Raw genomic sequence first — 20,126 nt, forward strand, 5'->3', positions numbered from 1 at the left:
GATAGATTGCCCGGGGCACCCGGCCGCACGCTGTGCGAACCGCATACCGAGAGGGAGACAACGACGTTGAGCAAGAGGCAAGTTGCGATCTTCTCCCTTGGCGGAACCATCGCGATGACCACCGACCCGGCCACCGGCGGAGTTGTGCCTGCGCTGTCCGCCCATGAGCTGCTCGACGCCGTCCCCGCCCTGCAGGGCCTGGACGTCGATCTGCACGTCCACGACTTCCGACGTCTTCCCGGCGCCTCCCTCAGCTTCGACGACCTGAGCGCACTCGCCGGCGCCATCGCCGACACCTTCCAGGCCGGCTGCGACGGAGCAGTGGTCACCCAAGGCACCGACACCATCGAGGAGACCGCCTACCTCCTGGACCTCCTGCACGTCGGTGATCAGCCGATCGTTGTCACCGGAGCCATGCGAAACCCCACCCAGCCCGGGGCGGACGGCCCGGCGAACATCTACGCGGCCGTCATCGCCGCCGCTGATCCGGACCTGAACGGCGCCGGCACCGTGGTCGTCCTCGGCGATGAGATCCACGCCGCTCGTACCGTCCGCAAGTCCCATAGCACCAGCCCAGCCGCGTTCACTTCCCCGGCCACCGGGCCACTGGGACGCCTCTACGAGGGTCGCGCCCACGTCCACGGCTCGCTGGGCCCTCGCGTCACCTTCCCCGGATCGTTGGCCAACGCGACGCCCCGCGTCGGCCTGTACACCGCGACGCTCGGTGACGACGGAACCCTCCTCGCGGCGATGGCGGAGGCGTGCGACGGACTCGTCATGGCCGCGTTCGGTGTGGGCCACGTCCCCCAGAGTTTCGTGGCCACCCTGGAGAAGACGGCAGCCCGAATCCCCGTGGTTCTCGCCGGTCGCATTGGCAACGGGCCGGTGCTGGAGGCCACTTACAGCTTCCCGGGCTCCGAGAAGGACCTGCTTGCCCGGGGACTGATCCGAGGCAGTCACCTCGACGCCTACAAGGCTCGGCTCCTCCTGCATGTCCTGCTCGCCCAGAGGCGGAAGGCCGACGAGATCTCCGATGCCTTCCATGCCGTAGCTCACTGATTCCGTAGCCTTTCACCGCAGTTAGGACGAGCGATGCGCGCCAGTGAACTGACCCTCGGCCGGACGTTCGGCGTCACCTTCGAGCACGGTGAGGACTTCTTTGACGCCCTCGCCGAGTTCTGCAAGGACAACGACGTCCGGCAGGGCTACATACCCATGTTCATCGGCGCGTTCTCCGAAGCCGACATCGTCGGCACTTGCGACGGCCTGACCCACCCCGAACGGCCGCTCTGGGACCGCACTCGCGTTGAGTTCGTCGAAGCCCTCGGCGGAGGCACTCTTGCCCACGACCCGGCCACTGGCCTGGTCCTTCCCCACATCCACCTCGCGGCCGGCCTCAAGGGCGACCGAGCCGACGGGCGCACCAGCCATCTGCTGAGCGCCCGTGTGCAGTTCCTCAGCGAGCTGCTGATCGTGGAGGTCGCCGGGCCCACCATGACGCGGCCGCGCAACCCCCAGCTCTATGACGTGCCGCTCCTCACCTTCGGTCCTACGCCTTGAGCCTCCCCAACCAGGCGTGGTCAGGCAGCGCAAGCTCCAGGGCGCCCGTGAGCCAAGCTCGCTGGCCAGCGTCGAGGAGGGGCAGCACTCGCCCGAAGTCGATCTCGTCTTTCTCGCGCACGTTCTTCGCCTTGTAGAAGAGCTGCACCTCGGGACTCAGGTACGGAATGCCGGTCGAGGTCACCCGGCCGAGCTGCGCGAGGGGGCGCCGAATACGAGCGTCCCGACGTGAGACCCACTCGTCACCGTCGGCCTCGTCGAGCATGAGCTGGACCGACCACGGCTCGTCAGGTGCACGGCGGCACCACACGTCGTGCACCCGGCCCGGAAGAGCCTCGCCCTTCGACCAGGCACGCAGCGTCCCGGCACCAGGCGGATCGGCCAGGAAGAGATCCCACCCTCCGAAGTGGCGGCGAACCCTGGCCTGGTCGCGGTGGAGGACGAACACGTCGAGATCGCTGTGTCCGCGGTACGTCTCACCAACGGCCAGCTCAATCGCGTAGCCGCCCGCGATCCACCAGGGGAAGTCCGCCCCGGCCAGCAGCTCGGCTGCTTCTGGAGGTGAGAGCGGAGCCCACGGCCCCCGTGCGAGAACGGTCGCGTTTGTGTTGATCACGGTATCCATCCTGGCACTCCTTACCGGGCAGCCGGGCCCACCGGCCGCCCATAAACACGCATGGGGGAAGTGGGTCAGCGGTGCAAAGGTGGTCGGCACGGCTGGCGCTACCGAAGCCTGCGAACGTTCTCGCAGAGGAGGAAGCAAGTGCAGGTGCCCACATCGATCCCCAAGTTGAGCACCGAGCCTGCTCCGGACGGGCGCTCGTCGACGTCCACGCACGCCAGCTGGCGGCACCCGGCCATCCGATCCAGCGCCGGGGTCGCCCGACGCGAGACACGTTCGACGCTCGCGGCCTGGGACCTCGCCGCAGTCGCTGACGAAGCCGAACTCTGCGTGTCAGAGCTGGTGACCAACGTCATTACCCACATCCGGCATCCCGCCGCCACGTTCCAGCTCGACCTGTTCCGCCATAGGGACCGTCTCCGCGTCGCCGTCAGCGACGCCGACGTTTCCGCCATCCCGCAGCCACGCGAACTGGAAGAGAGCGACGAGCACGGACGCGGCTTGGTGATCGTCCGTGCGCTGTCGGCGGCTTGGGGCGTGGAGCTCGCTGACGACGGTCTCGGCAAGACCGTCTGGTTCGAGCTGGAGACGGCAAAGCACGACAAAGCATGGCGGCCATTGGCTTGATGACCGACCCGAGGCTGCTCAGTCAGCCCATGCAACGCCGGCGCCGATTGAGGGCGGGCCAGCCGCTTCTGGTGCCGCCCACGCGGTCACCACCTGCTGCGGCACCGATGGCCTACCAGCAGGTGACCTCGGCTGATCGGCAAGACGACCTCACTGGCATCAAGGTAGCTGGCGAGATCAACCCTCAGCCCGAAGGTGCTGATTCTCCTTCTCCAGGGCGGCGATTCGACGTTCGAGCTCAGCACGCGACGGCTTCTTCGGCCGTGGAGGAGCCGCTGGTGCGGGAGGGGGCGGTGGTTCACCGACCAGTCCGATGGGTTCGAAGGCGACGATGACCGCTGGGGAGAGGCCGCATTCGCTGCATGCCTCTTCGCCCCGAGGGCGGTCGTCGGGTCGGTCCTGGCTTGCGAGCCGTTCGACCTCCGTGATGTGTCCGCAGAAGAGGCGTACTCGCCACCGTGCGTACCTTCTTGGGGAAGAACCCGCGCTGCTGAGCAGTGCCTCGATTCTCTTGAGCTGCTCCGGGCTGAAGGGCGGTGCCTTGGCAAGCTGCTCTTCGACCCATCGAGCAATGCACTCTGCTTCTGCCTGACGGCGTCTGTCCGCACGGGACAACTCGTAGCGCTCCAGGGGTAACCCCTGGCTTTGATAGCGGACTGTCACCCTGGCGAAGATAGGGATCTTCTTGGCGTCCGGCAGCGGGTGCACCCTCTTTCCCGGCTCTTACGGGTGAACTGGTCGGCTTTTGCGTTCAGCGTCGTCGTGGTTGCGCTTCCGACGCTGGCCACCGCCGGGAGCCGCTCGTGCGAGGCGAACGGCTCCCGGCGGTTGTGATGCGTCTATCGGCGATGTTGGTGCTGCGGCTGGGGCGAAGGTGTAGCCGCTGCGGACAGGGGGTTCCGTGCGTGCTGGGTGGGAACGTGGGCCGCGATGGGCGAGCGTCGGCGGGCTGCTTCGGCGCGGCGGTTGGGTACGGGGTTACGAGCGGTGTGCTGAATGCGGGTGATGAGGACGCGGGCTGGTTGGCGGGCAGTGGTCAGTTCGCGCTGGGCGGCGGCTTCTTTCAGGAGTTGGTGGGGCTTGTGGCCACGGGACTCGGCATCGGCAAGGACAGTGGCGAGGGCTGGCCAGCTGGGGTCGGTGAGGATGCGCTCGGCGTGGTCGGGGACAGCTGCGCGTACGTCGTTGGCGAGCACGAGGCGGGCCTCTTCGCGGGGTGGGCGGGCTGCGAGTTCGGCGAGCAGCGGAGTCAGTGCGCGGTCGGCGGCAGTTTGGAGGTGCTGGACGGCTTGGCGGGCGGCGTCGGTCTGGTGGGCGTGGTTCTTGGCCTCGTGCCAGCGTTCGGCGACGATCGTGGCCCAGACGAGGGCTGTGAGCAGGGCAGCGAGGGCGCTGCCGTGGGGTCCGGTGGCGGTGTTGGCGATGTCGCGTGCTGCGCTGCGCAGGGCGTGTGCGGCTCGGTCTTCCGCCCGGATCTGGGATCGCTGGGCTCGGGTGAACGCCTTTGAGGCGGCTCGGAGTTCGGCGCGGAGGTCGGCGGGTGCTTTCTGTGCGGTGGCTTCGAGGAGTTCGCCTAGGGCAGTGATGTGGGCCTGGGCGTGTGTGTCGTCGGCGAGGTCGGTGCGGAGAATGTCGAGCGCGTCGGTGGCTTGATGCCAGGGGGTGTTCGGGTGGTTGCGGCGGGCGGTGGGGTGCTCTTCGGGCTGGCTGGATTCGAGGCGGGCCTTGAGTTTGGGCAGGGAGAGGTCGGGGGCGATCTTCCCGCCGGGGTGGTAGATCTGCTCGCCGCTTTTGTTGAGGTCGCCGGGGCGGCCGACGACGTACCCGAGGAGGTCTCCGGAAGGGCCGCGTCGGGCCTTGACCTCGATGCCGTCGGCTTCGAGGTAGGCGAGGAGTTCTTCGGCGGTCTTGGTGTGGGGGATGGCTGCGCGGATGCGGTCCTGGAGCCATTCGCGGCTGGTCTGTTCCCAGCCGAGGCGTTCGGCCTTGTGCATCTCAGCCTGGCTGGGCCGGCGGGTGCCGGTGCGGTCGCCCTTCTTCAACTGGCGTAGGCCGTAGTCTTTTTCGATCTGTCGGCATTCGTCGCCGACGCGGGTGCCGCTGTTGTGGAGGTTGGGGCGGCGGCCGTCTTCGCGGACGGTGGTGGCGAGGATGTGGATGTGGTCGTCGGCGTGGCGTACGGCGATCCAGCGGCAGGCGAGGTCGTCGCCTGCGGGGGCGATGCCGGCGGCCTGGACGATGCGCTGGGCGATCTCGCCCCATTCGGCGTCGGAGAGGTGGCGGTCTTCAGGTGCGGCGCGGACGGGGCAGTGCCAGACGTGGTCGGTGACCGTCTGGCCGAACTCGCTGTTGCGCAGGCGTACGGGCTCGTCGAGGTAGCGGGCAAGGTCAGTGAGGGTGGCGTTCTCGTCGCGGCCGGGGTCGGGCATGCCGAGCATCGCGAATCCGGCCACGATGTGCGGGTCGAGGTGCTCGTCGTGGCGTCCGGGGCCGTAGAGGTAGGCGAGCAGGCCGCGGGTGTTGGAGCCGCGCGGCTTTATGGCGGCGATCATGCGGCCAGGTCCTCCGTCGGGTCGGCGGGCTGGCGCAGGGCCTCCGCGATCACGGTGAGCAGGTGGTGGAGTTCGGCAAGACGCTGGCGGAGGTCGGGTGGGGTGAGGTCGCTGTTGAGGGCGCGGGCGATCTGGTTGACGTTGACGCCGATGCGGTTGAGCTGGCGCAGGACCTGGGCGCGGAAGACGTGGGTGCGGCGGCGGTCCTCGGACAGGGGGAGGTTGGCGGTGAACCGGCCGGTGAGGAAGGCGAGGACGATGTCGGCGGCGAAGCCGGACTTGCCCTTGTAGCCGTGCTCGGCGGCCATCTCCTGGAGCAGGGTCAGTTCGTCGGCGAGGAGCAACAGGGGGCCGACGCGCTTGTCGCGCTTGGTGCCGGTGAAGCGGCGGATCGTGGGCTGGACGCTCTTCACGCTGGGCTCGCCGGCGGTGGTCTCGACGGAGCGTGCGGGGCGGAGGATCTCGCGCTGGATGGCGTGGAGGGTGTCCGGGTCGGGGCTGCCCTCGGCCCCGACCCCATGGTCTGGCGCCCCCTGGCGCCGGACCGTCTCCGCCACCCCTGGGGCGGAGACCCCCGAAGACCGGCCTTGAGTCGGACTCGGGGTACTACTGGCTCCGCCAGGGGCTGCCCGTCCGAACGCGCGCCGCAAACGCCCCATCAGCGTAGGCGACTTCGCCAGCGGCATCGGCTCGTCGTGGGCATCGTCGGGATGGTGCGGGTCGTGCGTCACGGGCGGTTCTCCGGGAGGGGCGGGGCGGGAAGGCAGAGCAGATCGGCAGGGAGGGGCTGGCGAAGTGCTGGCGGTCGCCGCCCATCCACAGGTGTGGATGGGCGGGCGTCGGCGAGGCGGTGACCGGTTGGCCTGGGTGGCCGGAAAGGGTTCCGGCCACCCTGTAGGGGTTCCGGTCAGCCGCTGCCCGGACCGGTCTTGGCGGCGGCTTCGACCTCGGGCTCAAAGATTTTCATCACCTCGGTCACCCGGCTACTGGCAATCGTCAGGTCTCTGTCCTTGACGGCCTTTTTGAGAAGGGATCGGGTGAGCGCTCTGTGCTCGGCGAGAGCGGTCCGGCCGATCTCCACGAGTTCCTCGATCGGGGCTCCGGGCGGACGGCCGCCACGCGGCTTGCTCTCCGCAATCTCGGACGGTGGTTCCGGCAACCGGTCGGATACGGCGGCCTGTGGCTCCGCGGGCTGGACGGGTTCGGCCGGTGGCTCGGCGGGCTGGACGGATGTGGTGACCGGTGGTTCCGGCACCTGCGTGGAGCCTGGTTCCGGGTGGTCGGCAGGACGGTCGACGAGCTGGTGGATCTGCCGCATCAGCACGCCGAAGGCCAGCATCGCGGCGGTCGGGGGAACCGCGGCGACCACGTAGTCGAGGAACGGGACGGTGCTGGCGTTGCCCGTGCCGCTGACCCCGGCGACGTTCAGCGCGATGGAGCCGACCGCTCCGGCAGCCGTCAGGGCAATGGCCCAGCCGTCGGTGACCCGGCGCAGACCCGCGCGGAGCATGAGCAGTTCACCCGCGACGATGAACGCGTCCAGGGGCGCCGGCCACGCCCAGCGGCGGACCGGTGAAGTTCCCAGCCCGTGCTGGCCGGCGACGTCGGCCAAGTGCGCGTAGGAGAGCCAGAACGCACCGGCGGTCAGGGCGACGATGACGATGTCGGCCGCGATGAGCGCGTACCGCTCGGCAGCGTGCTTGGCCATCGCCGGCTGCACTTCGCCGGACTGGTCGCCCGGCCTCTGATGGTGCGGTGGATGAAGGATGGGGAGGGTGGTCAAGCGGGGTACTCCTGCGTTAGCGGTGTGGTGCGTCTTTGCCGTCTTGGCCGTTGCAAGCGCAGGTCAGGGCGGGTACGGCAGCGGCCTCGGCCTTCCGTCCTGGCGGGTGCTGTCGGCGTCTTGGTCCCGTCGCGAGGGGGCTCAGGCGGTTCGTCGTACTGGGCCCCAGCTCGGGGTGGCCCTGTCCGGCCAGGGCGGTGCCGATACGTCTTCCGTCTCGACGGACAGGGCTGTGACCTGCGCTGATACGGCAAAGACGCCTAGGACGTCGCAAGACGGATCCGGACAGCGTCTTGGGCGGGCAAGAGCGCCGGTCGTGATCGCGTTGCCGTCTTGGCCCCGGTTGCCGTCTTGGCTGCATGCCGTTTGACCTGCGAGATCACGGCAGGGACGGCAAGTACGGCAACCAGGGGCGGGCTCAGCCCTCGCTGTGGGCGGGTCCGGCGTCGACGGGGTGGACGGTGGGGCAGTACCGGCGCCAGGCGTCGAGGAACTTGTTGCGCATGTACCCCTTGCGCTGGGTCCGGTCGGCCATGCGCACATTGCCGGACGTGATCCCGAAATCGCGCAGCATCCTGCCCAGCTCACGGGCGGTCAGCCCGCTGCGTCCCCACTCGGCCCACGGGCTCTCGGGGTCCTGGCGCAGGTGGTGGAGGAGTTCCTCGGTGGACAGGCTGTCCACCTCGCGCTGGGCGACGAAGACCCGGCGGATGTCGGCGAGGATCCGCGCCCCGCTCGGGTGATCCTCCTCGGCCGCCGCTTCGGCTGCGACCATCCGCGCGCACGCGACCCGCACCAGACGCGGCCAGTGCCCACCGGCCAGATCGGCCACGATGACCAGGGGCTCCCAGGTATCCGCCGCGCGGTCCTCAACCGGCATGTCCGGCTCCAAGTTCGCAGCCTCGTCCACCAGCGGCCTGGCCCACGCGGCGATACGGTCGCGAAGATCATGCAGGGCCGGGATGTCGCGGCGGGAGCGGAAGGGCTTGACCTTCTCGCCCTCGGCCCGGCGCCTCATGCGGATCACCACCGCCCGGTCCATGACCGTGTCGGGCAGGTCACCGATACCCGCGATGGCCGCCATGGCGAAGGTGGCGAACCGATGAGGGGTGTGGTCGTTACCCACCACCCGGGTCACGTATCGGTTGCGCTGGTGACCGGCGTTGAGCAGGCCGCGCATCTCTTCGTTCTTCTCCGCCATCTTCGGGGTGCCGAAGATGGTGTCGGCCTCGTCCACCAGCAGCGTGGGCGGATCTTCCTCCTTGATCGACCGGAAGATGGCCGCCGGTGTGGTGTTGATGGTCAGCATCGGATCGTGGACCGTCTCGGTCAGCACGTCCAGCAGCCGCGACTTGCCGCACCGCTTCGCCGGCCCTACCACCGCCAGGCGCGGGGCGTGCTGCCATGCGGGCTGCAGATGCGTCGCCGCCACCCACAACGTGATCGCATCCAGAGCCTCCCGCGAGGGTGGAATAACGAACTGGGCGATCTGCGCACGCAGTTCGCCCAGCAACTCGGAGCCGTACGTCGGCTCCGCATCGGGTATCTCCTCCAACCCGCTCAGCGTCTCCGCCTCTTCGGCGCTGCGGCCAGGCGCATCGCCGCCACGGCCCGGATCGGCATCGCCAGCCTGCGCGGCGCGCAGGTGAGCGCCGGGCTGGCCGGGGATGGCCGCCGTGGGCCAGATCGCCTGGGCGGGGTCGGAATAGGACTCGGGGTTCTCGGGTTGCACGGGGCAGCTCCTCTGGCGGTGATGGGCTTGCACGCCCGTGCCGCCGGGTCGGTTCGCATCGGACTGGTGGGGAGTCATCGGGCCTCCGGCGTTGCACCGCCGGGGGCTCTCCCCTTTCTCGCGGGCGTTCGGGCACCGCGAGGGACCACGGACAGTACGTCCACGCCTGTCCACAGTCCAGCGCTTCTGTGTCAGCTCAGCGCAGAAGCGTCTGCTACGCACATGCCCTCTCACGCGGCCAGGCCCAACAGGTCCAGCAGATCCGCGGTCACCACCCGGTAGGCGTTGCCGAGCCGCAGCACCTTGCACGGGTACTGGCCCCGCTTGGCCAGCTCATACCCCTTACTCCGCCCCAGCCCCAAGGCCCGGTTTCCGGTCTCCAGGTCAACGGCCGCCGGCAGGGCGAGCAACTCCTCACGGCCCATCCCTCGCGACCCGCCAGCAGCGTCGTTTTCGCGCATACAGCACTCCACCCATGACTGAGCCCTCGGCGAACGTGACGACCACGCCCGGCTCCAGGCATGACATCAACGCTAGGCGAGCTAACGTGTCTCCATGACACAACATGATTCCGATGATGGATACGACGATGACGACGACGCCCCGGAGTGGGTGGACCAGGTCATGGCCACCGTGGCCGCCGAGGTCCGACGCAGGAGGAAGGAGTTGCGGATGAGCGCCCAGGACCTCGCGGACGCCTGCGCAGAGCTCGGCCACCCGATCCCGCGCAACGTGATCGCCAACATGGAATCCGGCCGCCGCGCCAACCTGCCCCTGGTCGACGTCATGGTCCTGGCCCAGGCGCTCAACACGGCCCCGATCTGCCTCATCTACCCCGTCGGACACGTCGAGGAGGTGCAGAAACTCCCGCTTCAGCACCCCACCTCAACCTGGCGCGCCCTGAGCTGGTTCACCGGGGAGTCCCACGAACTCGGCGCCGACGACGACATGCTGCGTTACTTTCGTGCCCACCACGCCGCCGAGGAGGAGCTCGGGAAAGCCCAGCAAGGCGAAGTGCTCGCCCGGCTCGAAGTGGACCGCCCTTCCGGCACCGTCTCGAAGGCCGAGGCCCTTCGCGCACAGGCGCATCACACCCAACGGGCCGAGGAAGCCAAGCACCGGCTGCGCACTATCCGCGCGTTCATCCGCGAAGAGGGCGGCACGCTGCCCTCTCTCTGGCCCGACCTCGCCGCCGAAATCGACCAGCCCACCGGCGCCCAAGAGGAGAACGACACGTGACCAGCACTGACCGCTTACGCCCTCGCCCACCGCACCCTGCCGCGGACGCCAACCATCCCGACCCCATAGAGGAGAATGACGTTTGAAGGGCTCCACCTATCGCCGCTGTTCCTGCCGCGACCCGAAGACCGGCAAGGAACTCGGCACCTCCTGCCCCAAGCGCAACAGCAGGAACCACTGCACGTACTCCATACGCCAGGAGCTGCCGCCCCGTGAGGACGGCAGCAGACGGTCCTTCGCCCGTGGCGGGTACGCCAACCTCAAGGCCGCCCAGTCCGATCTCGACCACGTACGCGCCCTCCTTGGCCTGGCCGAGTCGGACGATCCCGAGGGCACGGAACTGATCGCCGCCATGCTGACGGAAGTCAGCAGCGAGAAGACTCCCCTGCCCGACGTCGAGGAGACCCGGCGGCGTCTCAACGCCGGCCAGGACCTCATCGGCAGCCTGACCGTGAGCGAGTGGCTCGACCGCTGGTTGGAGGGCAAGCGCATACGCAAGTCCGGCCTGAGCCGCTACGAGACTGACATCCGCGTGCACTTGAAGCCGCGCATCGGGAACCGGCGCCTCGACCGGCTGCGCGTCAGCCACCTCAGCGAGATGTTCACGGAGATCCGCGACAGCAACGCCCAGATCCTGGAGCAGAACGCTCAACGGCGAGCCGCGATCGATGAGTTGGCGACCGTGCCGTGGAAGGGAGCGGAGAACCGTGCTCGTCGCAAGGCGATGAAGGCGGCGATCGACGAGATGCCACCCTTCCGTCGCATCACCGGCCCCGCCACGCGCCTGCACGTCAAGGCCACCCTTCGCGCGGCCCTGAACGACGCGATCGGGCAACAGATCATCACGTTCAACCCGGCGGCCCACGTCGAGATCGACCCCGTACGCAAGCCGAAGGCCCTCGTGTGGACGGACGAACGGGTCGCCAAATGGGAGCAGACGGGCGAGAAGCCGTCGCCCGTGATGGTCTGGACGCCCCAACAGACCGGCGCCTTCCTCGACTTCGTCGCCGAGGACCGGCTGTACGCAATGTGGCACCTGATCGCCTTCCGGGGCCTGCGCCGCGGTGAGGCGTGCGGGCAGCCGTGGTCGGAGACGAACCTCGACACCCACTCCCTCACCGTCTCCTCGCAGCTCGTGCAGGACGGCTGGGAGGTCGAGGCATCCGATCCCAAGACCGATAGCGGCTACCGCGTGGTCGCGCTCGACGACGACACCGTCAATGTCCTGAAGCAGCACCGTGAACGGCAGGATGCGGACCGCGCGGAGTGGGGCTCGGCTTGGGTCGAGACCGGCCACGTGTTCACCCAGGAGGACGGCTCCTGGCTCCACCCCGGCAAGGTGACCGACCTCTTCGAGCGGCTCGTCGCCGCTTCCGGTCTGCCGCCGGTCCGACTGCACGACCTGCGCCACGGCGCGGCCACCCTCATGCTGGCCGCCGACATCGACATCAAGATCGTGTCGGACACCCTCGGTCACAGTGACACCCGGATCACGCGGGACATTTACCAAAGTGTCCTGCCCCAAGTCGGCAAGAACGCCGCCGAGGCCACCGCCAAGTTGGTCCCGCTTCAGCGCAAGACCGAGGCAGAGAAGGCGGCCCGCAAGGCCGCGAAGGCCGCCAAGAAGGCCAAGACGAAGGACCAGGCCAAGCGAAAGAAGAGGGGCAAGGTGAAGAAGCCCAAGAAAGAAGGTTCTCTGTAGCGAGAGCTGTCTCCGGCATGGCCCGCGGGCCACGGCCCCGGACAGACCTCATCAGGTCTCAGCGGAGCCAAGGTTCACTAGCACCGCACCTGCAACTCGCTCATCGGCCGGTTCCCCCTCAGCACCACGGATCATGGCTCGCACGCGCCGCGGAAGCCGGCCCACCGGGCGGTCCGCCATTTCCCGTAGTTGTCCGCGAAGGCCACGTTCAGTTGAACTAAGCGGCGCTGCACCACGAGTCGTCTCATGATCGGCCCGCCTACGGTCATCCTCGCCGTCGTGCTGATGACGATCAACCCGGCTCGACTCCTTTGAGATGGCAGACCGGATCGGAAGCCTAGCCACTGCGGAAGGAGCTTCCGAAAGTTCCGCCTTCCCCTCAAGCTCCGCAAGAGCTGTCTGGTGCAGACTCAGCACCCTCCCGTAAGCAATATCCAGGCTTGGCGCACTGGATTCACTCCCATCACAAAGGATGCGATTCCAAGGACGACTGCGATGCTTCACATATCGCGAGCTCACGCGCGCTCCGCGAAGGGTCTGCTTGACAACCAGGGCCGACGCTATGGTGCATCCCAGCTGCCCCTCGGCGAAGGGGCCGTGGTCGCAGCCCAACCACGGCTTGCCTGGTCGAATCTGTGGCCAGTTGAGGTGGTTGTAGAAGACGTAGGCGGGGATACAGCCCGCCTTCATGGCGTCTTCGATCAGAAGATCATTCTGATACCTGTCGCCGTCGGGTCGATACCGCAGGTCGTATCCGCCATTCCGATTGGCACGCTTCGCTTGGACTCGCATGCCGAACCCCACGGCCCCAGAATGAAACCACCACTCCCAGTCCGCCCCATTCGAGCGCTCCTCGTCGCTCGTGAACGGACGGATCGCCACCCGGTCTCCATGGGCCCGATCGATGGCCCGGAGGTTTTCTTCGGTGTGCGTCACTTCGCTCGATGGCCAGCCCCTACGGTGTTCGGCAGCCAGAGCTTCGAAGGTCAGCTCGGCCCGCCGAGCAAGCGTTCCGCACAGTGAGCCGACCATAGATGTGCGTACACCACAGGCCCGGCAAAAAGTGTCATTCTCACCAACCTGCTGCCCGCAATCGCAACGCGCCAATGCGCCTCCACCCCTCGACGTTTCATCTGCCCAGCTTCGCCACTCTAGGCTGCTGCGGCCTTGCGTGAGCTGCCATCAGAGCACTGCAGATTGGATCTTCGAGCGCCCGATCGTGCCCCCTTAACGCTCGGCGGCACTCGTCACCCCAGGAATCCTCACCACAGGCATCCACCTCGAGCGTGAAGCGTGCGACCGAAGACTCTCAGCGGTGCGGCAGACGGATCGAAAGCGTGATGCATCGCTGCTCAGCGGGTCTCGCTGTTTGCCTGCCGTCGGCGTGCTGCGGCCGGCCCCTACTAGGCCGGTCCGCTCACGCATCGCTCACGCAAGCAAAGTCGCGGCACCCAGGCCGCATGATGTCGCATGCCCCGAGCAACAGAAAACCCCAGGTCACGGGCTATGTGGCCTGGGGTTTGACTGAGCCGCCTTCGGGATTCGAACCCGAGACCTACGCATTACGAGTGCGTTGCTCTGGCCAACTGAGCTAAGGCGGCAGGCTGCCGGCCAAGGGTGGCATCGGCAGCGCCGCTAAGTCTACACAGTCCCCGAGGGTGCTCCGTACACGGTTTCGCAGAGGCCGAAGCCGCTGGTCAGGAGCAGCGCTGGGCGGCCGGTGGCGGGGTCGGGCCGAGGAGGTAGGTGTTGACGGCGGTGTCCACGCAGGTGCTGCCCCGGGTGTAGGCGGTGTGGCCGTCGCCGTCGTAGGTCAGCAGGCGGCCGGAGGAGAGCTGGGAGGCGAGGGCGCGCGCCCAGGGATAGGGGGTGGCGGGGTCGCGGGTGGTGCCGATGACGAGGATGGGGGCGGCACCGCGGGCCTTGATGCGGTGGGCGCGGCCGGTGGCGTGGGCGGGCCAGTAGGCGCAGCTCAAGCCGGCCCAGGCCAGGTTCTCGCCGAGGACGGGGGACACCTTCTCGAAGCCGGGAATGGCGCGCCGGACGTCGGACGGGCCACGGAAGGCAGCGGGGAGATCCAGGCAGTTGACGGCGGCGTTGGCGGCCATGAGGTTGGTGTAGGAGCCATGGGCGTCCCGCTCGTAGTAGGCGTCCGAGAGGGCGAGCAGGATGGAGCCGTCACCGCCCCGCGCCAGTGCCAGGGCCTTGCGGAGGATGGGCCAGGAACCCTGGTCGTACATGGCGGCGATCACACCGGTGGTGGCGAGGCTCTCGGTGAGCGGGCGGGATGCGCCGGTGGGCAGGGGGTGGTCGTCGAGCCCGGCGAGGAAGGACTTGAGGCGGTTGCCCATGGCCGCGGGGCCGGAGGAGCCCAGTGGGCAGTCGGTCTGCCGGGCGCAGTCCCGGGCGAAGGAGTTGAAGGCGGTCTGGAAACCCGCCGCCTGGTCGCGGTTGGCCCGTACGGCGCCCAGGGAGGGATCCAGTGCGCCGTCGAGGACGAGCCGGCCGACGCGGGCCGGGAAGAGTTCGGCATAGGTGGCGCCCAGGAAGGTGCCGTACGAGGCGCCGACGTAGTGCAACTTGTCGTCGCCCAGGAGGGCACGGAGCACATCCATGTCGCGGGCGGCCTCGACGGTGGAGACATGGTGCAGCAGGCGGCCCGAGTGGGCGGCGCAGCCGGTGGCGAATTTCTTGAAGGCGACGACCAGTTGGCGGACCTCGGCCTGGTTGTGCGGGGTCTGCTCGACCTGCGCGTAGTCGTCCATCTCGGTGTCGGAGAGACAGCGGACGGGCTCGCTGCCGGCCACGCCGCGCGGATCCATCGCCACCATGTCATAGCGCGCGCGAACCCGTGCCGGGTAGCTCTTGGCCGCGTACTGCTGGAGATAGCCGATCGCGGAGCCGCCGGGGCCGCCGGGGTTGACCAGCAGCGAGCCCAGGCGCTTGCTGCGCGGGCCGGTGGCCTTCCTGCGGGAGACCGCGAGCCTGATGTCGCCGCTGCGCGGTGCGGCGTAGTCCAGCGGCGCCCGGATGGTGGCGCACTCGAAGCCGGAGGCCTTGGCGCAGACGTGCCAGCCGAGCTTCTGCGAATAGTACGAGCGCAGGGAGCGCGCGGAACCCTGCCCGTATCCGGCCTGGTACTCGGCGGCGTATGAGCCGGAGTCCGCGCGGGCCCGTGGTCTGGCCGATGCCGAGGCGCCCGGCAGGGCACTGCCGGCGACACCGGCGGAGATCAGCAGGGCCGCGGTGGCGACCACGGTGCCGGAGGTACGGAGCAGGCGGCTGGTGTCCATCGGCTGGTCCCTCTGTCGAGTGGCGGACAGCTGGGCATGGGAAATGACAGGAACATGCGGGGGCATTGCGGGAACGCGCGGCGGCATATGACGGATACACAGGCATACGGCGCCCCACGCAGGACTACGCGGGCATACGGAGCGTATCCGGCCGGACACCCGACTCCCTCGGCCTTTGGGCTCGGGTCGCCTCGTACGAGTGAGAATCACCCGGGCTGCGGCGTACCGCCCCTGCCCTGTGGTCTCATCCCGCGCGCAGCGCCACCGTCATCGCCTCGACCGCCAGCAGCGGGGCCACATTGCGGTCGAGCGCCCGGCGGCAGGCGGTGATCGCCTCGATCCGGCGCAGCGTGGCCTCCGGCCGGGAGGCGCCGGCCACCCGCTTCAGCGAGTCATGCGCGTCGGCGTTGGCGAGCTCGACCCGCGAGCCGAGCTGTATCGCCAGGACGTCGCGGTAGAAACCGGTGAGATCGGTCAGGGCGAGATCGAGGCTGTCGCGTTGGGTGCGGGTGGCGCGGCGCTTCTGCTTGTCCTGGAGCTCCTTCATCGCGCCCGCCGTGCCGCGCGGCAGCCGGCCGCCGGTGCCCGCCGCCGCGCCGAGCGCCGCGCGCAGCTCCTCGGTCTCCTTGGTGTCGACCTCCTCGGCGACCTGCTTGGCATCCTCGGCCGCGGCATCGATCAGCTCCTGGGCCGCTTTGAGGCAGCCGCCCAGGTCATCCACGCGGAGCGGCAGTCCGAGCACGGCGGCGCGACGGGCGCGGGCTCGCTCGTCGGTGGCGAGGCGGCGGGCCCGGCCGATGTGGCCCTGGGTGGCGCGGGCCGAGCAGGCCGCGAGCTCGGGGTCGATGCCGTCCCGGCGAGCCAGGACGTCCGCCACGGCGCCGACGGAGGGCGTCCGCAGGATGAGGGAACGGCAGCGGGACCGGATCGTCGGCAGCACATCCTCGAGGGAGGGCGCACACAGCAGCCAGACGGTGCGCGGAGCGGGCTCCTCCACCGCCTTGAGCAGCACATTGCCCGCACCTTCGGTCAGCCGGTGGGCATCCTCCAGGACGATCACCTGCCAGCGGCCTCCGGCGGGCGACAGCTGGGCGCGGCGGACAAGGTCGCGGGTCTCCTTGACGCCGATGGAGAGCAGGTCGGTGCGGACCACCTCGACATCCGCGTGCGTGCCGACCAGCGCGGTGTGGCAGCCGTCGCAGAAGCCGCAGCCGGGGGCACCGCCGAGCGCCCGGTCGGGGCTGACGCACTGCAGGGCGGCGGCGAAGGCGCGGGCCGCAGTGGCCCGGCCGGAGCCCGGGGGTCCGGTGAACAGCCAGGCGTGCGTCATCCGGGAGCCAGTCGAGGCAGCGGCAGCGGACTGCCCCCGCGCGGCGGACTCCCCCGCGGTGACCAGCGCATCCGCATCCCGCGCGGCAGCGGTGAGCTGCTCCGTCACCCGGTCCTGGCCGACCAGGTCGTCCCACACCGCCATGGCTGTCCTCCCCACCGTTCGTCCTGCGGTCCACCCGCGGCTACCCCATTGTGGGACACGCCACTGACAACGGGCTCCGCCTCACTTGCCGTCGCGCCGGGCACCGCCCGGACCGCCGTCCCGGCGGCCGAGGAGGTCGTCCGCGAGCGTGGGGGCTTCGGCGTCGTCGTCCCGCGGGGTGCCCTCCGCCCACTCCGGGCGGCGCCACGGCTTGCGCGCCGCGGCGTCGGGCCGGTTCGCCGGCCCGGTGTCGACGGGCGGCAGCTCTCGGGTGCGCTCGCTGTCCGGATCCGCCGAAGCGGCCCTCCGCTCCTCCGACTCCTCCGGCTCCTCCGGCCGGAAGAGCCAGTCCGGCACCCGGTCGACCGGATCCTCGGACTGTCCCGGCTTCCCGGCCTGCGGAAGCACGGCGGTTTCCGCGGCCTCCGAAGCCCCGGACCGCCCCGAGGGCCCGGAGCTCTCCGAACTCTCCGGGCGCTCCGGCGTCTTCGGCTCGATGCCCCAGGTGACCCGCCGGCTCGCCGGTTGGGCCACCGGCACCGGCGGCAGCACCGTCGTCTCCTCCTCGGCCCGCGCGGCGGCCGCCCACGGTCCGTCCATCCGGCGTGGGTCCGGCTTGTGCACCATGGGCGCCTGGACCGTCAGCGTCTCGTCCAGGTCACCGGTCACCACCGTCTCGTCACGCGGGTCGGGCCGGTGCACCGGCGGAACCTGGAGCACCTCTGTCTTCTCCGGGTCAATGGCTGCGCCATCAGATGCGCCAAATGCGCGAGACGCGTCGGGTGCGTCGGGTGCGTCGGGTGCGTCGGGTGCGTCGGGTGCGTCGGGTGCGTCGGCAATGGACGCATCGGAGGGCCTGGACCGTGACATGCCGGGCTGGGAGATGGAACCGGCGGTGGCCGCGACGGCTTCGGCGGCGACCCGCGCCTCCTCCGCACGCAGCAGGGCCTCCTCCGCCTTGCGCTGCTTCTCCAGCCGCCGTTCCTCCGCCTCCGCGCGCAACCGCGCCTCCTCGGCGGCCTGCTTGCGCAGTCGTTCCTGCTCGGCGGCCCGGGCGCGCTCCTCCGCCGCGCGCCGCCTGCGCTCCTCCGCCGCCTGGCGACGGGCCTCCTCGGCGCGCTGCCGGGCCTCCTCCGCCTGGCGCTCGGCCTCGAGCCGCTGGGCCTCCTCGAGCTCGCGGCGCTTGCGCTCCGCTTCCTCGGCGCGCAGCTTGGCGAGCTGCTCCTGGCGCTCGCGCTCCAGCCGCTCCTCCTCCGCCTTGCGCGCCGCTTCCTCCTCGGCCTTGCGGCGGGCCGCTTCCTCGGCGGCCTTGCGGGCCTCCTCGCGGGCCTCGATCTCGGCCGCGGAGAGCGGCAGCAGCTCGTCCAGCCGGTGCCGTACCACCGTGGTGACGGCCTCCGGCTCCTGCCCGGCGTCCACCACCAGGTAGCGCGCCGGGTCGGCGGCCGCCAGGGTCAGGAAGCCGGCGCGCACCCGCTGGTGGAACTCCGCCGGCTCGGACTCCAGCCGGTCGGGGGCCTCCGTGAAGCGTTCCCGCGCGGTCTCGGGCGAGACGTCCAGCAGCACCGTCAGATGCGGAACGAGCCCGCCCGTCGCCCAGCGGTTGATGCGCGCGATCTCGGTCGGTGAGAGGTCGCGCCCGGCGCCCTGGTAGGCCACGGAGGAGTCGATATAGCGGTCGGTGATGACGATGGCGCCGCGCTCCAGGGCGGGCCGCACCACGGAGTCGACGTGCTCGGCGCGGTCCGCCGCGTACAGCAGGGCCTCCGCCCGGTCCGAGAGGCCGGCCGACGAGACGTCCAGCAGGATGGCGCGCAGTCGCTTGCCGATGGGCGTCGCGCCGGGCTCGCGGGTGACCACGACCTCGTGCCCCTTGCCGCGGATCCACTCGGCGACCGCCTGGACCTGGGTGGACTTCCCGGCGCCGTCACCGCCCTCGAAGGCGATGAAGAAACCGTTGCTCGTGGGCGCCTGCCGCGGGTCGCCGCCGCGCACCGCATCCAGCAGGTCGCGGTGGAAGGGCACCCCGTGCCGGTCGTCGGTCTTGCCGAGGACCAGCGCGGCGACGGGCAGCAGCAGCGCCCCGACCAGCATCAGGGTGAACGCCGCACCGCCATGCGCGAAGACGAAGCTGCCGCTGGTCAGGCGGTGCGGGCCGATGACGGCCGCCAGCACCGGTGCGAGGACCGCAGCCAGCGCCACGGTGACGCGGACCACGGCGTGCAGGTGCTCGGTGGTACGGGCCCGGCGGCCCTCCTCCGCCTCCTGGTCGAGCAGTGCGTGACCGGTGTTCGCCACCACCCCGGCGCCCACCCCCGCGAGCAGTGCCAGCAGCAGCACCGTGGTGGTGTCGGGCACCAGTCCCGCGGCCAGCAGCGCCAGGCCGGTCACCGCCAGCGCCAGCGCCAGCAGGCGGCGCCGGGAGAAGCCGGGCAGCACCCTGGTGGCGGTGCGGACGCCGATGACCGGCCCGCCGCCGAGCGCGAGCACCAGCAGCGCGAAGCCCACCGGGCCGCCACCGAGGTCCACGGCCTGGAGCACGGCGACACCGACTGCCGCCGCGATCGCTCCGGCCACCGCCGCACAGGCCGGTACGAGCACCGGGATCGCGCCCGTGCGGCCCCGGTCCGGCCCCTGGGCGGTCTTCGGGCGGCGCATTCCCTCCAGCGGGGAGCGCACGGGCCCTGGCTGTGTGCCGGGCAGGACGAGGAAGTGGACGATCACGGCGGACGCGGTGAACAGCGCGGCCGCCAGATAGGTGCCGAGGGCCGCCTGGTGCAGGTGGAACCAGTGGATGCCGGAGCCGAGCAGATTGCCGAACAGCGTGACGACCAGGAGCGCCGCCGCAGCCGTGGGCAGCGCCACGAAGGAGGTGCGGAGCGACAGCCGGCGCAATGCGTCCAGGTGGTCCGGCAGGGGCCGCACGGCGGCGCCCTCGAGCGGTGGGGCGGGCAGCAGCGCGGGGGCCGCGCCGTCCTTGGCCACGGTCCACACCCGCTCGGCGACACCCAGCAGGAAGGCCGTGACCAGCAACACGGCGAGTGCCTTGGCCCGGGTGAAGTCGATCCACACCGGTGCGACGGCCAGCAGCAGCGCCCGTATGGCGTCCGCGCCGACCATGGTCCAGCGGCGGTCGAGGGGGCCGCCGGGTGCCATCAGCGAGGAGAGCGGACCGAGCAGGACCGCGCCGAAGAGCAGCGTGGCCAGCAGTCGCGCGCCGATCACGGCGGCGACGGCCAGGGCGGCACCCCGGTAGCCGCCGCCGAAGGAGCCCGCCGCGCCCGCCGCCTGCAGCGCCAGCAGCAGGAGTACGAGTACGCCGAGGGCGTCCCCGACCCCGCCCGTGAGCTGGGCGCTCCACAGTCGCCTGAGCGAAGGGATGCGCAGCAGGGCGCGTATGGCACGCTCGCGGGAGTCCGCGGCCAGTGCCTCGGATTCGGAGGTCACCTCGGTTGGCTGCTCGGCTCGCGTCATCCTGCCAGCCTATCCGGAGCGACCGCTTACCGACCGCCAGTGCGAACGGCTGGGTGGGCGCCGGGGGC

Annotated in this window: 15 protein-coding genes and 1 tRNA gene; 5 read left to right on the forward strand and 11 right to left on the reverse strand. The window is 70.2% G+C overall.

Going from position 1 to position 20,126, the window contains the following annotated elements:
- Positions 1–66: 66 nt before the first annotated feature.
- The gene (locus ABCR83_RS13520; protein WP_462695200.1) at positions 67–1,059 is read left to right on the forward strand and encodes an asparaginase; all 993 of its coding nucleotides are present in this window, start codon (positions 67–69) and stop codon (positions 1,057–1,059) included.
- 33 nt (positions 1,060–1,092) lie between these two features.
- Positions 1,093–1,560, forward strand: a complete 468-nt coding sequence (locus ABCR83_RS13525) for a PPC domain-containing DNA-binding protein (protein WP_462695201.1) — start codon at positions 1,093–1,095, stop codon at positions 1,558–1,560.
- Here the strand turns inward: ABCR83_RS13525 and ABCR83_RS13530 are convergent.
- Entirely contained in the window at positions 1,550–2,185 is a 636-nt protein-coding gene (locus ABCR83_RS13530) for a nucleotidyltransferase domain-containing protein (RefSeq protein ID WP_462695202.1), read from the reverse strand. The genes ABCR83_RS13525 and ABCR83_RS13530 overlap by 11 nt on opposite strands.
- Before the next feature lie 138 nt (positions 2,186–2,323).
- Here ABCR83_RS13530 and ABCR83_RS13535 point away from each other — a divergent pair, with 138 nt between their 5' ends.
- Entirely contained in the window at positions 2,324–2,809 is a 486-nt protein-coding gene (locus ABCR83_RS13535) for an ATP-binding protein (RefSeq protein ID WP_462695203.1), read from the forward strand.
- A gap of 839 nt (positions 2,810–3,648) precedes the next feature.
- On the opposite strand, the gene ABCR83_RS13540 is transcribed toward ABCR83_RS13535, so the two are convergent.
- The 5 genes from ABCR83_RS13540 to ABCR83_RS13560 all read right to left on the reverse strand — a co-directional run bounded on the left by ABCR83_RS13540 (position 3,649) and on the right by ABCR83_RS13560 (position 9,337).
- On the reverse strand, positions 3,649–5,361 hold the full coding sequence (locus ABCR83_RS13540; RefSeq protein ID WP_462695204.1) for a relaxase/mobilization nuclease domain-containing protein: 1,713 nt from the start codon (positions 5,359–5,361) through the stop codon (positions 3,649–3,651).
- On the reverse strand, positions 5,358–5,918 hold the full coding sequence (locus ABCR83_RS13545) for a MobC family plasmid mobilization relaxosome protein (RefSeq protein WP_462695205.1): 561 nt from the start codon (positions 5,916–5,918) through the stop codon (positions 5,358–5,360). Before ABCR83_RS13545 ends, ABCR83_RS13540 begins: the two co-directional genes overlap by 4 nt.
- Before the next feature lie 350 nt (positions 5,919–6,268).
- Positions 6,269–7,069 (reverse strand): DUF2637 domain-containing protein, encoded by an 801-nt coding sequence (locus ABCR83_RS13550; protein WP_462695260.1) that lies wholly within the window; start codon positions 7,067–7,069, stop codon positions 6,269–6,271.
- 493 nt (positions 7,070–7,562) lie between these two features.
- On the reverse strand, positions 7,563–8,876 hold the full coding sequence (locus ABCR83_RS13555) for a DUF3631 domain-containing protein (RefSeq protein WP_462695206.1): 1,314 nt from the start codon (positions 8,874–8,876) through the stop codon (positions 7,563–7,565).
- 230 nt (positions 8,877–9,106) lie between these two features.
- Positions 9,107–9,337: a hypothetical protein gene (locus ABCR83_RS13560; protein ID WP_462695207.1), complete on the reverse strand. Its 231-nt coding sequence runs from the start codon at positions 9,335–9,337 to the stop codon at positions 9,107–9,109.
- A 94-nt stretch (positions 9,338–9,431) separates the two neighbouring features.
- Between ABCR83_RS13560 and ABCR83_RS13565 the strand changes: the two genes are divergently transcribed.
- Together ABCR83_RS13565 and ABCR83_RS13570 are read left to right on the forward strand one after the other, a co-directional pair.
- Entirely contained in the window at positions 9,432–10,115 is a 684-nt protein-coding gene (locus ABCR83_RS13565; RefSeq protein WP_462695208.1) for a helix-turn-helix domain-containing protein, read from the forward strand.
- Positions 10,116–10,197: 82 nt separating this feature from the next.
- On the forward strand, positions 10,198–11,817 hold the full coding sequence (locus ABCR83_RS13570) for a tyrosine-type recombinase/integrase (RefSeq protein ID WP_462695209.1): 1,620 nt from the start codon (positions 10,198–10,200) through the stop codon (positions 11,815–11,817).
- Between the two features lie 51 nt (positions 11,818–11,868).
- Here ABCR83_RS13570 and ABCR83_RS13575 read toward each other — a convergent pair whose 3' ends face one another.
- The 5 genes from ABCR83_RS13575 to tmk form a co-directional block, all read right to left on the reverse strand.
- Positions 11,869–12,849: a DUF6615 family protein gene (locus ABCR83_RS13575; RefSeq protein WP_462695210.1), complete on the reverse strand. Its 981-nt coding sequence runs from the start codon at positions 12,847–12,849 to the stop codon at positions 11,869–11,871.
- A 495-nt stretch (positions 12,850–13,344) separates the two neighbouring features.
- Positions 13,345–13,418, reverse strand: a tRNA-Thr gene (locus ABCR83_RS13580).
- A gap of 96 nt (positions 13,419–13,514) precedes the next feature.
- Complete coding sequence (locus ABCR83_RS13585) at positions 13,515–15,110, reverse strand: alpha/beta hydrolase (protein WP_462695211.1); 1,596 nt, start codon at positions 15,108–15,110, stop codon at positions 13,515–13,517.
- A 244-nt stretch (positions 15,111–15,354) separates the two neighbouring features.
- Positions 15,355–16,584, reverse strand: a complete 1,230-nt coding sequence (locus ABCR83_RS13590; protein ID WP_462695212.1) for a DNA polymerase III subunit delta' — start codon at positions 16,582–16,584, stop codon at positions 15,355–15,357.
- A gap of 81 nt (positions 16,585–16,665) precedes the next feature.
- A complete protein-coding gene (gene tmk / locus ABCR83_RS13595; protein WP_462695213.1) occupies positions 16,666–20,058 on the reverse strand; it encodes a dTMP kinase in 3,393 nt (1,130 codons plus the stop codon).
- Between the last annotated feature and the right edge of the window lie 68 nt (positions 20,059–20,126).

The organism is Streptomyces xingningensis (assembly GCF_054957865.1).

Coding starts and splice junctions, on each gene's coding strand:
- ABCR83_RS13585 (WP_462695211.1), bottom strand. CDS start 15,110: ATGGACACCAGCCGCCTGCTCCGTACCTCCGGCACCGTGGTCGCCACC.
- ABCR83_RS13540 (WP_462695204.1), bottom strand. CDS start 5,361: ATGATCGCCGCCATAAAGCCGCGCGGCTCCAACACCCGCGGCCTGCTC.
- ABCR83_RS13550 (WP_462695260.1), bottom strand. CDS start 7,069: ATGGCCAAGCACGCTGCCGAGCGGTACGCGCTCATCGCGGCCGACATC.
- ABCR83_RS13530 (WP_462695202.1), bottom strand. CDS start 2,185: ATGGATACCGTGATCAACACAAACGCGACCGTTCTCGCACGGGGGCCG.
- ABCR83_RS13575 (WP_462695210.1), bottom strand. CDS start 12,849: ATGGTCGGCTCACTGTGCGGAACGCTTGCTCGGCGGGCCGAGCTGACC.
- ABCR83_RS13565 (WP_462695208.1), top strand. CDS start 9,432: ATGACACAACATGATTCCGATGATGGATACGACGATGACGACGACGCC.
- ABCR83_RS13525 (WP_462695201.1), top strand. CDS start 1,093: ATGCGCGCCAGTGAACTGACCCTCGGCCGGACGTTCGGCGTCACCTTC.
- ABCR83_RS13560 (WP_462695207.1), bottom strand. CDS start 9,337: ATGCGCGAAAACGACGCTGCTGGCGGGTCGCGAGGGATGGGCCGTGAG.
- ABCR83_RS13590 (WP_462695212.1), bottom strand. CDS start 16,584: ATGGCGGTGTGGGACGACCTGGTCGGCCAGGACCGGGTGACGGAGCAG.
- tmk (WP_462695213.1), bottom strand. CDS start 20,058: ATGACGCGAGCCGAGCAGCCAACCGAGGTGACCTCCGAATCCGAGGCA.